The organism is Desulfobacterales bacterium (genome assembly GCA_029211065.1).
Classification (GTDB): domain Bacteria; phylum Desulfobacterota; class Desulfobacteria; order Desulfobacterales; family JARGFK01; genus JARGFK01.
On sequence record JARGFK010000031.1, the window covers coordinates 1 to 13,013 of the forward strand.

General features: G+C 51.6%; 15 protein-coding genes. 8 read left to right on the forward strand and 7 right to left on the reverse strand.

All coding sequences use genetic code 11. The annotated features are described in order from the left end of the window. Nucleotides 1–102: 102 nt before the first annotated feature. The 5 genes from P1P89_08815 to P1P89_08835 all read left to right on the forward strand — a co-directional run bounded on the left by P1P89_08815 (nt 103) and on the right by P1P89_08835 (nt 1,836). Nucleotides 103–315: a hypothetical protein gene (locus P1P89_08815; protein ID MDF1591599.1), complete on the forward strand. Its 213-nt coding sequence runs from the start codon at nt 103–105 to the stop codon at nt 313–315. Next, nucleotides 312–926 (forward strand): hypothetical protein, encoded by a 615-nt coding sequence (locus P1P89_08820; GenBank protein ID MDF1591600.1) that lies wholly within the window; start codon nt 312–314, stop codon nt 924–926. Before P1P89_08815 ends, P1P89_08820 begins: the two co-directional genes overlap by 4 nt. A 12-nt stretch (nt 927–938) precedes the next feature. Further along, on the forward strand, nt 939–1,112 hold the full coding sequence (locus P1P89_08825; protein ID MDF1591601.1) for a PilZ domain-containing protein: 174 nt from the start codon (nt 939–941) through the stop codon (nt 1,110–1,112). 65 nt (nt 1,113–1,177) lie between these two features. After that, nucleotides 1,178–1,528: a hypothetical protein gene (locus tag P1P89_08830; protein MDF1591602.1), complete on the forward strand. Its 351-nt coding sequence runs from the start codon at nt 1,178–1,180 to the stop codon at nt 1,526–1,528. A gap of 128 nt (nt 1,529–1,656) precedes the next feature. Then, a complete protein-coding gene (locus P1P89_08835; protein MDF1591603.1) occupies nt 1,657–1,836 on the forward strand; it encodes a hypothetical protein in 180 nt (59 codons plus the stop codon). Nucleotides 1,837–1,893: 57 nt separating this feature from the next. Here the strand turns inward: P1P89_08835 and P1P89_08840 are convergent, their stop codons facing one another. The 3 genes from P1P89_08840 to P1P89_08850 form a co-directional block, all read right to left on the reverse strand. Next, nucleotides 1,894–2,901 carry a ketoacyl-ACP synthase III gene (locus P1P89_08840; protein MDF1591604.1) on the reverse strand — a complete coding sequence of 336 codons (1,008 nt, stop codon included), beginning with the start codon at nt 2,899–2,901 and terminating at the stop codon, nt 1,894–1,896. A 411-nt stretch (nt 2,902–3,312) separates the two neighbouring features. Continuing rightward, a complete protein-coding gene (locus tag P1P89_08845; GenBank protein MDF1591605.1) occupies nt 3,313–3,465 on the reverse strand; it encodes a hypothetical protein in 153 nt (50 codons plus the stop codon). Nucleotides 3,466–3,615: 150 nt separating this feature from the next. Next, nucleotides 3,616–3,816 carry a cold-shock protein gene (locus P1P89_08850; GenBank protein ID MDF1591606.1) on the reverse strand — a complete coding sequence of 67 codons (201 nt, stop codon included), beginning with the start codon at nt 3,814–3,816 and terminating at the stop codon, nt 3,616–3,618. Between the two features lie 350 nt (nt 3,817–4,166). Here P1P89_08850 and P1P89_08855 point away from each other — a divergent pair, with 350 nt between their 5' ends. The 3 genes from P1P89_08855 (at nt 4,167) to P1P89_08865 (ending at nt 7,553) form a co-directional block, all read left to right on the forward strand. Continuing rightward, nucleotides 4,167–6,257, forward strand: a complete 2,091-nt coding sequence (locus tag P1P89_08855) for a thioredoxin domain-containing protein (GenBank protein MDF1591607.1) — start codon at nt 4,167–4,169, stop codon at nt 6,255–6,257. Nucleotides 6,258–6,293: 36 nt separating this feature from the next. Continuing rightward, the gene (locus P1P89_08860; protein ID MDF1591608.1) at nt 6,294–6,611 is read left to right on the forward strand and encodes a hypothetical protein; all 318 of its coding nucleotides are present in this window, start codon (nt 6,294–6,296) and stop codon (nt 6,609–6,611) included. A 99-nt stretch (nt 6,612–6,710) separates the two neighbouring features. Beyond that, entirely contained in the window at nt 6,711–7,553 is an 843-nt protein-coding gene (locus tag P1P89_08865) for an EamA family transporter (GenBank protein ID MDF1591609.1), read from the forward strand. 50 nt (nt 7,554–7,603) lie between these two features. Here the strand turns inward: P1P89_08865 and P1P89_08870 are convergent, their stop codons facing one another. The 4 genes from P1P89_08870 to P1P89_08885 form a co-directional block, all read right to left on the reverse strand. Continuing rightward, nucleotides 7,604–8,284: a CBS and ACT domain-containing protein gene (locus tag P1P89_08870; GenBank protein MDF1591610.1), complete on the reverse strand. Its 681-nt coding sequence runs from the start codon at nt 8,282–8,284 to the stop codon at nt 7,604–7,606. 300 nt (nt 8,285–8,584) lie between these two features. After that, nucleotides 8,585–10,024, reverse strand: a complete 1,440-nt coding sequence (locus P1P89_08875; GenBank protein MDF1591611.1) for a sigma-54 dependent transcriptional regulator — start codon at nt 10,022–10,024, stop codon at nt 8,585–8,587. 31 nt (nt 10,025–10,055) lie between these two features. Then, on the reverse strand, nt 10,056–11,519 hold the full coding sequence (locus tag P1P89_08880) for an ATP-binding protein (GenBank protein MDF1591612.1): 1,464 nt from the start codon (nt 11,517–11,519) through the stop codon (nt 10,056–10,058). A gap of 3 nt (nt 11,520–11,522) precedes the next feature. Continuing rightward, nucleotides 11,523–13,001 (reverse strand): SLC13 family permease, encoded by a 1,479-nt coding sequence (locus P1P89_08885; GenBank protein ID MDF1591613.1) that lies wholly within the window; start codon nt 12,999–13,001, stop codon nt 11,523–11,525. Nucleotides 13,002–13,013: the final 12 nt, after the last annotated feature.

Sequence of the window (13,013 nt, forward strand, 5' to 3'; positions counted from 1 at the left end):
CTTTAGGTGGTCAATAATCAATCCGCTTTGAGCGGTTCACATATTCAAGCCTCCGGCTTTGCCGGAGGTATGTGACTGTTAACCCTCCATGATAAGGGTCATATGGCGTCGCCAGAAGATATCCGAAATGAGATCGCCACAAGCTTTACCGCGGCAGTTCCGGAAACACTTCCGCCCACCGCAACCGTACCCCTGAGCCATTGTACAGACTATCGACTGCAAACCCGGAATGAGCCGCTGCCGAATGAATTCCGGCCGGACCCGGTGATGTTCCGGTTAAAAAAAATGCATGAAAGGGAACCGGCAACTCCATGAACACAATTTCAAAAGCACACCTTTTTATCGCCATATTTTCACTGTGTTTGATTTTCTATTTGTTTTTGCCGGTTGCTTACGACTTTTTCACACCGTCCGACCGGTCGAAGCTGTGGCTTGAAAATTCCGAAAGCATCGGTACGGAGTTTATCCTGTTATTGCTTTTTTCAACCCTGACGGCGTTTGGGCTCACCAGCCTGATTGATTACTTCTATGCCAGAATGCGGAAGTGGCGGTTCCACCGGCCGAGACTCGGTGAAATAATGAAATCCCTCGACTATATTTCCGAGGAAGACCTTCGCAAAGCCCTGGCGCAGCAAAAGATCAGACTCAGTGACATCCTGGTGCAGGCAGGCCGCATAACCCCTGAGCAGAAGGATTTTGCCTTGGTGCTGCAGAAAAAGAAAAATAAAATGATCGGTGAGATCCTGATTGAACTGGGGTTCATTACTAAAAAGGAGCTTTTCTGGGCGCTGAAAGAAAGGCACAAAAAGATCGGCAGTATCTTAAAGGAAATGAACCTGGTGAGCGATTATGACATCGATTGCGCGTTGATGCTGGAAAAGAAAGGCCGCATGGATAAAAGCGGCAAGATAATTGAAATGCTATAAAGGGGTTCGGATATGAGCACCACAGAGCAAAGACGCTATTTGCGGCAAGAAACGGATATCCCTATAACGATTTGCAAAGACGAAGAAAAGATCCCCGCAACGATGATCGATATCAGCGAAGGCGGCATTGCAATAGTTTCAGAAAGAGGTTTATTTCCCGGCGCTGAGGTTGATATCATAGGGTAATAATTTCGTTGTGCCTTTGGCTGGCATTAATCGGATTGTCTGGATGCTGCCTCCAAAGTGTGAATTTGAAACCCAAATTGGATGCTATAGATCTAAAAGCAGCCAAGGTGGGGTCATTTAGCGCCGAAACAGAGTTCAAGTTTAAGGACTGTTGCCCAAGCAAAGAACAAGAAAAAATTGCACTCTCTATACAGTCAAAAATAGTTGGCTTGTACGAAAAACTTCTAAATGATGAAATATCCATAGAAACATACAACCAGAAAGTTCAGGCTGCTGCCGATGCAATAGGCAAAGTGGTGCTATCATGTGCTTTATCAAGCAAAGAATTGCCCCTCACCAAGACAGTCCCTGTAATACCACCCATGAGTTTGGAGAAGGCATGGGAGAATTTAAAGCAGGTTGATCGAAATTTGTAACGAATGAAGCCGATCGCCTACTATCCGGATTATAAGGTGTGTCTGCCTGAGTGAACGAAAAGCGGTACGCCCGCGTCTGTTGAAATGTGTGTTATTTATAATTGAAACCAAATTGAAGGGAGATGGATATGAAGCTTTCATGTAAACAAATCTGCCGGTTGCAGGAAATGATGATGAACTTAAAATGCCCCAAATGCTTCAGCGTCAAGGTTAAACTGTGTGATGAAGAAAAGGACAAAAATGCAGAGTGCGAATCCTGCAAATGTGAATTCGAATTCAAACCTGAACTCCTTGCGGGCCATGAGTGATGGACACCCTGCGGTTTTCTGCGGAAGGTGGGAAATCTGAAACGAGGCAAAAAGCGGCTATGGCAACTTATAGATAACACCACCCCAGGTCAATCCCGCCCCTAAACCGATGAACAGGATAACGTCCTTTGGTTTCAGCATGTTTTTTTCCATGAGTTCGTCAAGTGCAATCGGAATAGTCGCCGCAGTTGTATTTCCATATCGTTGAATATTGTTATACATTTTTTCTGCCGGGATATTCATCCGTTCCCTGAAGGCTTCGTTTATTCTCAGGTTTGCCTGATGGGGAATAATCATATCCAGGTCTTCAATTTTCATGTTTGCTTTTGCCAACAGCTCCTCTGTTACTATTGGCAGGCGGGTCACAGCCAGTTTGAATACGGCCTTACCATCCATGTAAGGAAAATGTTCCTTGTTTCGTATTACAATCTGACTGATGGCAGGCCCGGATTTTCGAGCAGGTAATCCCGCACGCAGGGCTCCTGCATATTTTCCGTCGGCATGGAGAATCGATGTGATGACGCCAACTTCCTCTTCCGTTTCAATTGCTTCAATGCAGACAGCACCGGCGCCATCGGCAAAAATAACCGCCGTATCACGGTTTTCGGTTGTCAGCTCCAGGTATCGGCTTTGGTATTCAGCCCCTACCAAAAGGATTTTCTGCGCTTTTTCACTCCTGATATAGGCATCGCAGATCTCCAGCCCATGCAGAAACCCGGTGCACTGCTGGCGGATATCGAGGGCAGGGACGTTTTCCGCACCCAGCCGGTTCTGCAGAAAGGCCCCCGAACCCGGCACGTTCACGTCGGGTGTCATGGTTGCAAACACAATTAAATCCAAATCCTCCGGTTTCCAGTGCGCCTTTTCCAGTGCAATAATGGAAGCCTCATAAGCAAGATCCGATGTCCCGACATCCTCACCTTCCCTGACCCAGTACCTGGCTTCGATGCCTGTGCGCTGCACAATCCATTCATTTGATGTGTCCATCAGCCCGGCCAGCTCTTCGTTTGTGACATGTCTATCAGGCACATACCTGCCGGTACTTTTTATAAGTGATCGTTTCATGGAATAATAATGATCCGTTGTCTTTTCTGTCTGTTTATGAACCGGTAATTGACGAAATAAAGCTTCTGCATATCGTAAAATGCGCTGGAACCATAAGAGATCGGGTTTAAGAGGTCAAGAAAAAATGTTTTGAGGAAAAAGTTCGGTTTATGGCCTTGTTTCTCTTTACGGGCTGAAAAGCATGATTACCACAGCCCGCCTGATTGCGCTTGGCGCAGACCGTCGAAAGGAAAGCCGCGGTGCGCACTATCGTTCTGATTATCCCCATACAGATGACGAATCCTACAGGGGAAATTTTTACCTTCAGAACCTCAATGACAGATTGGATGCGAAATTTCGACCTGTGGGGGTTCCTTGATCCCGTGAAAACGGGTTGTCCTTAAAAGCGTAAGAACGGATCGGCCCTTATGCCTACCGGTCCTCCAATGAAGGGGACGGATCCTTTTCAGTTTCATTGGTTGCCGCCGCCTTGTTTTCCAGCTTGCGTTGCATTTTTTCCTCTTTCTTTTTTTTCTTGGCCAATTCTTTCTGACGTTTCTTGAACTGGTAATTGGGTTTTGCCATAGTGTTTCCTTTCTGGTTGCCGGATCGATAAGACTCGTGAGAACAGGAAAAGACTCTCTGTCGGCAACATTATGGTTTGATGCGGGCAATCATTAAAAAAGGCATCCCCCCGTTTAAAAGGAGATGCCTTTAATTGCCTTAAAAAGCAGGTTAGACAACGTTTACATTGGCAGCGGCCGGACCTTTCGGCCCTTGCTCGATGTCAAAGGTCACGCGCGCACCATCACTGAGAGATTTAAAACCGGCTGCATTGATTGCGCTATGATGCACAAATACATCCGGTCCGTTTTCCTGCTCGATGAATCCAAAGCCTTTGTGGTCATTAAACCACTTAACAGTTCCATTTGTCATAATATCATCCTCCTTTCGAAAAATTTCAACGTTACAAACTGGAGGATAATAGCGTTTAACAAACGGATAATTCCCACAGAAAGAAACACTCCCGCAAATTTATGGCGGGACTTAATTGATGCTATAGCTTAATCACCTTTATACGTAATAGCAAGCCAAACCTTTATTATTTTAAATATCAACACTTCAGCGCCGCACTCAACTTTTCATCAGACCGTTGCGATGCCGGGCGGATAATCAGAAACAAATTGATTGCGACGTTGCGCTTTCCGACATTTATGCCTATTATTTTAGCATGATCTCCAACTTAGGCGATTGCTTCTCAAAACATTTGGAAAGAGAGTGATATTATGTCCCATAACCAGCTCATTCATGAAAAAAGTCCGTATCTGCTGCAGCACGCCCATAATCCTGTCGCCTGGCAGTCCTGGTCCGAAGAAACTTTTAACCGGGCCAAAGCCGAGAACAAGCCGATTTTTCTTTCCATCGGGTATGCCACCTGCCACTGGTGTCACGTCATGGAAAAGGAATCTTTTGAGGATGAAGAGGCCGCACGTTATCTCAACGATACCTTTGTCTGTATTAAAGTTGACCGTGAAGAACGCCCCGACATCGATGCGGTCTATATGGCCGCCTGTCAGATGATGACCGGCAGCGGCGGCTGGCCCCTGAGCATTTTCATGACGCCCGAAAAAAAACCGTTTTTCGCAGCCACCTATCTTCCCAAAAATAACCGTTTCGGCCGGCCGGGTCTGATCGATATCTGCCGGCAGGTACGGGAGTTGTGGTTGAACCAGAAAGAAAAAATAGACACCTCGGCCGACGGGATTGCATCCCAAATGTCCCGGGCATTTGCCTTTGCCGGAGCGGATGAACCCGATGAATCCCTGCTGGACGGCGCCTTTCAACAAATCAAACGGGGATTTGATCCCCAGCACGGCGGGTTTGAATCCGCGCCGAAGTTCCCCACGCCGCACCGGCTGCTTTTTCTGCTGCGCAGCTTTCATCGCAACGGAGACCCACATGCATTGGACATGGTTACGCGGACCCTGGCGGCCATGCGCATGGGGGGTATCTGGGACCATGTCGGCTTCGGTTTTCATCGGTATGCAACCGATGCGAAATGGCTCCTGCCGCACTTTGAAAAGATGCTGTATGATCAGGCCCTGATCGCAACAGCTTACCTGGAAGCCTACCAGGTCACCAAAGACCCGTTTCTGGCCGCAACCGCCGAAGATATTTTCACCTATGTATTGCGGGACATGACCTCGACCGAGGGCGCCTTTTATTCGGCTGAGGATGCCGACAGCGAAGGAGAGGAAGGCAAATTCTACATCTGGACGGCGGAAGAATTTAACCGCGTGCTGGCGGATGAGGATGCGAAACGCTGGGGTACGATTTTGCGACTGAGTCCCGAAGGCAATTTCCAAGACGAGAGCACGCACAAAAAAACCGGCGCCAACATCCTGCACCTTACCGCCTCCCTTGACAAATGGGCGGATAAGCTGGGGTTGCCCCAAGGCCAATTGGACGAAGAATGGAAGCGGATCCGGGATAAATTGTTCCAGGTACGCCGAGAGCGGGTCCATCCGTTAAAGGACGATAAAGTCCTGACCGACTGGAACGGCCTGATGATCGCAGCCTTGTCCCGGGGCGCCCGGTTTTTGAACAGACCGGACTACGAGCGAGCGGCCCGCAAGGCTGCTCAATTCGTATTGCTGCGCATGCGGGACAGCGAGGGCCGGCTGTTTCACCGCTTCAGAGACGGCGACCTGGCCATCGAGGCCCAGGCCGGGGATTATGCCTATTTGATTTACGGCCTGCTCAATCTGTACGGGGCCACCTTTGATATTGCTTTTGCCGAGGAAGCCCAGGCCTTGCAGCTGAATATGATCAGGGACTTTTGGGATGAGACGGACGGGGGCTTTCTCTCCACCCGCCGGGGAAGTGATGAGCTGCCCGTGCGTCCCAAGGAGTTGTATGACGGGGCGATCCCTTCGGTGAACTCGGTCGCGCTTTACAATCTGATACTTTTGGGCAGATTGACGGGTGACTCAAAATGGGAAAAGAAAGCCGGCGAACTGGTCCGGGCGTTTGCCGGAACGGTGAAATCCCAACCGACGGCTTTTGCCTTTTTTCTGTGCGCCCTCGACTTCGCGCTCCACCCCGGCCGGGAGGTCGTCATTTCCGGCAGTTCGGAAGCAGCCGACACAAAAGAACTATTGGCTGCATTGAATCTTAATTTCGCCCCATCCGAGGTGACCGTCGTTAAGTCGGATCAAAACGCCGAACGCCTGGCTAAATTTGCCGGTTACACCGACGGGTTGCAGGTGATTGCAGACAAAGCGGTTGCGCATGTCTGTCGCAACGGCTCCTGTATTGATTCCACCAGCGATACGCAAACCCTGCTGGATCGGATTCTGGGGCATGCGAAAACCTGACCGGCTGTTCAGTGTGCGGCATCGGTTTTAAGAACTATGAAACTCAAAAATCCGATTAAATCAGGTATTGTATTATGTTGCTGCATCACCGTCCTTACTTTCATGGCAGGCTGCGCCCAACCGCCGAAACAGGAAGTCGAGGCCGCCAATGCCGCTTTGCAGGCAGCCATAACCGCCGAAGCGGAGCAATACGCCGCTGATGAATTGAAAGGGGCGCAGGACTTATCCGCCAAATTGAACGGCGAGATGGAAAAGAAAGAATACAAAGCGGCAAAACAAACCGCGGTTCAATTAAAAGAAGCGGCTGATAAAGCCAAAGCTGCCGCCAAAAAGACTACTAAAAAGAAAAAATAACGGCCTGACTTTTGCCACCCCCGAGAAGGACGTTTCTTCTCGGGGGACTCTAATTCTCTAAAACACACGGGCGACTATTCCTTCCTTTGGTTTTGTCGTATGGATATCCACATTGCGATGCTCGTATTGCTGGCTGCATTTCTGCATGCCGGCTGGAATGCGATAGTCAAAACGGCATCGGACCGGCTGCTGGTGATTTCTTCGGTGGCGCTGGGGCAATGTCTGGCAGGGGTGCTGGCCTTACCGTTTGTGCCGGTGCCGGACCCGGCCAGCTGGGCCGCCATCGGCGTGTCGGCGTTATTTCATTACGCTTATTATGTGTTTCTGATCAATGCCTACCGGTTTGGCGATCTGAGCCAGGTGTATCCCCTGGCCCGGGGGGTTGCGCCGGTGCTGGTGGCAGTGGGCGCAGCCATATTCGGAGGGGAAATGCTGGCACTGCCGGCAGTTGCCGGGGTGGTGATGGCGTCGACGGGTATCGCCAGCATCGCATTTTTCCAGAAATCGTCATTAAAGGGCAATTGGGCGGCCCTTTTTTTTGCGGGGGGCACCGGGGTTATCATCGCAGGCTATACCGTGGCAGATGGGATCGGGGTCCGTTTGTCGGGCAATCCCTTCGGGTACATTGCCTGGTTGTTTTTATTTGAATTTCCGGTGCTTGTGTTTGTTTTTTACCGGCGCAGGGGCCGACTGTTATCGTTGCTCAAGCGCGAATGGTTGCCTTACGTCGGAACCGGGATCAGTTCGGTTCTGGCTTACAGCCTTGTGATCTTTGCGGTGGCTTTTGCCCCCATGGCGGCGGTTTCCGCCCTGCGGGAATCGAGTGTGATCATCGCCGCCATGATCGGCACCCTTATCTTAGGAGAGCGGCCCTGGCGCCTGCGCGTGGCAGCAGCAGTGATGGTCGCCGGCGGTGTGACCCTGATTGCCGGCATATGGTGAGCGCGGGTTTTCTGCCGGCCGTTTTTCGTACTTCCCTTTATATTTAGCGCCTATGAATAGATCTCTCTCCGGTTTTCGCGGTGATCCACCATGTAAAGCAGCCGGGCTTTTTCCAGCAGTTTTTCCTTGAGGTCCTGAACGCTCCCGCGGTCGATGCCGTACATGCGGATATACCCCCAGCGAAAGCCTTCCGGCGCTTTTTCATACGAAGTCAGGATGCTTGCCATGCGTCCGCCAAAATCACGAATGATATCCGCCACCTCTTTAATGGACCCGGGTCGGTCTTCCAGCAGGAAACCAAACTGGATCCCTTTTTTGCCGATTCCGGTCAGTGATATGATGACCCGGAAGAGGTCCGTCTGGGTGATGATGCCCACCAGAGCGCCTTGCTGACCCAGAACCGGGGCACCCGATATCTTATGCTTCAGCAGTACCTCGGCAGTTTCTTCCACGGTGAAGTCAAACGGAACCGTGACGGGGTCCGGGGTCATGATGTTTTCCACCTTCAGGGTGGAGATGAGGTAGAGAAGTTCGTGAACTTCCAGAGTGGTGGCGTCCGAGGCCGACGTTCGTTTCAGGTCTCGATCCGTTACGATTCCCTTGAGCTTGCCGTTCTTCAAGACCGGCAGCACCCGGATAGCATGCGTTTTCAACAACGTCATGGCGGTCTGCATGGAATCATTCACGTCAACGGTAATGACCGGTTGGCTCATCCAATCTTTTACCAGCATAATACACCTCCATGGTTTGTTTTTCATAACGCGATATTTGGATAACGTTCCTTTTTACCCAATTTCAGCAATAAATAGAGCAAATATTATGCCAAAAAGGCAAATAAGATGCTTCTATAGATGTTTATGATGTGTGTTGAACCCAGTCAGCAGGGAAGGGGAATATGACAGCTTTTTTTAAATCTATTTGTACCATACCGCTTTCCATAATAAAGTTCCGTAACAATGAATTGCGGTATAAGCGGTTGTAGAAAAAACGTTGGGATAACGGAACGTTTTTTTGACAACCGCTATTAAGAATCAGGATCGGTCCTCTTTGACGGATGTTTCAATTTTAAGCCGGTACTTTTCGATCTTCGAGTGCAGGGTGGGCCGGGAAAGTCCCAGCAGTTTAGCGGCGCTGGAACGGTTTCCGGCGGTCATATGAAGCGCTTCACTGATAAGGATGCTGGCGAAACGGTCGATACAGTCGTCAAACAGCGTAGCGCCGGATCGGGTGGTCAGCCGCTCCCGGATCCATTCCTGCAGGAACCGGTCCCTGTCGGCGTCGTCCGTGCTTCTGGCGGTGCTTTTTTCGCGGATGGTCTGGGATATTTCTTCGGCGCCCAAGGGGGCCCCGCGGTTAAAAATCAGTGCTTTGTGAATGACGTTGGCCATTTCGCGAACATTGCCGGGCCAGGCGTAATTGCTTAAAATCTCTTTGGCGGCGTCCGTGATTCCCGGGTTGTCGATGCCGACTTCCGCTGCGTAACGGGAAAGAAAATAATCGGCCAGCAGGGGGATATCGCTTTTCCGTTCCTTGAGGGGCGGCAGCCAGATGGTAATGACCTTGAGGCGGTAATACAGGTCTTCGCGAAAACGGTTTTCTGTGAGCGCAGCTTCCAGGTCCCGGTTCGTGGCGGCGATGATGCGGACATCCACCGGGATGGTTTCGCGCCCCCCCAGGCGTTCGATGCTTTTTTCCTGGAGCAGGCGTAATATCTTGGACTGCAGGCCAAAGGGCATATCGCCGATTTCGTCCAGAAATACCGTTCCGCCGTGGGCCTGTTCGATTTTTCCGATCCGGCGATGGGTCGCGCCGGTAAAGGTCCCTTTTTCATAGCCGAACAGTTCGCTCTCCAGCAGGGTTTCGGGAATCGCGACACAGTTGATGACCAGGAACGGTTTTTTTACACGAAGGCTGTGCTGATAGATGGCGCGGGCCACCAGTTCCTTGCCGGTTCCGGATTCGCCCCGGATGAGAACGGTGGCGTCCGTGGCGGAAACCCGGCCGATGGCCTTATACACGTCCTGCATTGGGCCGCTGCGTCCGATGAGGGCCTCCCGGGAGCTGTTGTCGGGGGTTATGTCCATTTCGACGGGAGAGCGCATAAACCGCCCGGCTTCGATCGCTTTTGCGATGACCCGGAGCATGTCAGGGATTTCAAAGGGTTTGAGGATATAATCAAAGGCGCCCATCTTGGTGGCTTCGATGGCAGTCTCGGTGGTCCCGTAAGCCGTCATAATGATGACCGGCAACTTGGGTTCAAGGGTGTGGATGGCCTGAAAGGTTTCAAGGCCGTTCATGCCGGGAAGGCGAATGTCTATGATAACGACGTCCGGGATGGATTGCCGGATCAGTTTCAGGCCGGCCTCGCCGGATGCCGCGCTTTCGACTCCATAGCCTTCTTCGGTTAAAAGCTTGTGAAAGCTTTTGCGAAGCTGGTCGTCGTCGTCAATAATATAAATCGTGTTCGGCATTTAACGCTCCATTTTTTTGCAACTGCAGGTCTTACGCCCGAAGGGGGAGGGCGATCGTAAAGGTGGTTCCTTTTCCCGAGTCCGACATGAATTCGAGGCGACCCTGATGTTCTTCAACAATGCGCACGGCAATGCTGAGTCCGAGGCCGGTCCCCTCTTCCTTTGTGGTAAAAAAGGGCTGCAGGACCTTTTCCCTGATGGCATTGGAAATGCCCGGGCCGTTGTCGCTGACATGAATCACGGCTGCCTGACCCAGGGCGGCATCCAGCCTTTCTTCCTCGCGGATAACAATGGAGCCCCCTTTTTCCACGGCTTCGCAGGCATTGACGATGAGGTTGGCGATGACTTCCTTGAGCTGTTCGGGATCCGCCTGGATGTCCGGCAAGGGGAACTCCCGCACCACCCGGAGGGTCACATCGTATGATTTTAATCGATGTTCCAGCATCTGGATGGCGGAATCGACGACGCTGGACGGGCTGATGGGCTGCATCTTGAGTTTGGGCGGGCGCGAGAATTCGAGGAAATTCTGTACAATGGTGTCGATATGGCGGATTTCCTCGGATACCACCGCCAGGTCTTCTTTCTGGGTGTCGGTTAACTGCAGCGAGCGGGCCAGAGAGAACAATCGCATTTTTACCGAGGTGAAGGGATTACGGATGCTGTGGGCCATGCCGGCAGCCAGCTTCCCCACCAGCGCCAGCTTTTCCGCCTGGAGGAGATGCTCGCGGCTTTTTTCCAGTTCATTGTAAGTTTTGTCGATATCTTCAATCAGCCCATGAATGGTATGGCTCAATGCTTTAATTTCATTGGTGGTTTTTTTGGAAGCGCCTTCGCGGTTGGCAGCGGTGGATAGCCGGCGAATCGGCCCTAAGACATGTATGACCATCACAAAGAAAAGCAATGCCGTTAGGACGGTTACCGATAATATGGCGGCAAACGCGGTGATTCGGAGCTTGCGCGCCTGGCTGCTGCTCATGAGCTGGGCCTTATGGATCTGGTCCAGATGGATCTTTTTATAGGCATCACACAGTGCAAAAACCTCAAAAAACTGATTGCGGTCATCGCGATGGAGATGCGCGCCGGCGCTGCGCTCCCGGGCTTTATACAATTCAATGACCCGGTCCTTGGCAGTGATGTAATCCGTATACTTGCGTTCGATCTGTTCAATGGCGATTTTTTGCTCTTCATTTTCAACCAGCAGGCGGGTACGGGCGAGCCGTTCCGTGAAAATCTGGCGATATTCCCCCAGGCGGCGCAGCCAGGCGGGGTCGCCGTCCATAAAATAATAGGAGACAAATCCTTTTTGATTGACCAGGGCTGCTTCCAGCGACTGGGCGGACTGAAAAGCGACGAGATTTTTATCGATAATGGCGGCGAGCACCCGCTCCATCCGATAAGAATACCACATGGAAACGGCCCCGCCCAGAAATGTAATCAACACCAGGGCGGCCAGAAGGGTATAGATTCGGCTGCGCAGGCTCATTCGGTTCCACATATCTTATCCTGCAAGGGTTACAGGCATCCCCATCAGCGGCCAGATAACCAGCGCTGCAAACGCCACGACCAGCATCAGGATAATGCTGGCCGGTATGCCGTACATGAAGAATTCACCGCTGGTAAACTGTTTGGAGTCATAGGCGATGGCATTGGGGGCTGCGCCCACCAGCAGCAGGAACGGCATGCCGGCGGTTGTCAGCGAGGCATAAAAGATAACCTCGGGCGCCACCCCCAGATAGGGGGCGATCACCAGCGCCACCGGCAGCGAGATGGCGATGGCCGCTACATTCATGATAAAATTGGTCATGACCATGACAAAGAAGGCGATACCCATCACAAAAATAAACCAGTTGGCTTTTTTGAAAATGACCAGCCAGTTTATCGCCAGCCATTGGGCGGCCCCAGTTTCCCAGAGGCAAAAGCCGATGCTCATGGCCCCGCCGAAGAGCAGGATGATATTCCAGGGGATCTCCTCCAGGTCGTCGATACCCAGAATGCCGGTAACAAAAAACAGAATCGAGGAGAGCAGGATAATGGCGGTTTTATCAAGGGGTTCCAGAAAGGCGACAAAAGACCGTAATGACAACGTTAAAATACAGGCAAAAACGATCAGGGCGGCGGTAATTTCCTTACGGGTGACGGATCCCAGTTCGGCATGGAGCTGTTGGGCTCTTGCTCTCAAACCGGGGATGGTTTTCTTTTCGGGTTTGCACATTACCAGAAAGAAACCCCATAAGATAATGACCATCAGCCACCCCACCGGCAGCATATAGTAGCTCAACTCAAAAAAGGAAATATTTCTGCCGACGATGTCGTTAAAAAAACCGATGGCAACGGCGCCCCGGGCCGCCCCCAGCAGGGTGACGATACTGCCGGCGCCGGCCACATAGGCCATACCGATAAAGAGTCCCTTGCCGAAGCGGGTCGGTTTGCTGCCTTCACCGTAAAGACTGTAAACCGACAACAGCAGGGGATAGATCGTGGCGGCAACCGCGGTGTGGGCCATTACCAGGGTCAGGCCGGCGGTGACGGCAAAGCACCCCAGATAGATCATGCTGGTTTTTTCCCCGACGATGACCAGCATCTTGTAGGCCAGGCGCCGGGTCAGGCCGGTTTTGGTAAACACCAGGCCGATCATGATGGAGGCGAAGATAAACATGACCGACGGGTCCATGAAATTCTGGAAAACGGTTTTGGCCGGGCGGATCACAAAAAGGGCCTGGAGAACGCCGATGGTGATGCTGGTGATGCCGATGGGCAGGACTTCAAAAACCCACCACGTGCCGGCCAGCAGAAAAACCGCCAGGGCCCCCTTGCCTTCGCGGGTCAAGACAAAGTTTTTACCGGCGGGGTCAATCGCATCGGCCCAGGGCGGCGCGTAGTAAACGATGATAAATAACAGGATGCCGACAGCAAGAAATAAAAATTTTCTGCGATTCTCTTTCACTTGCGCTTCGGTGGGATTCAAGTCGCGGGTCATATATAGCGTCTC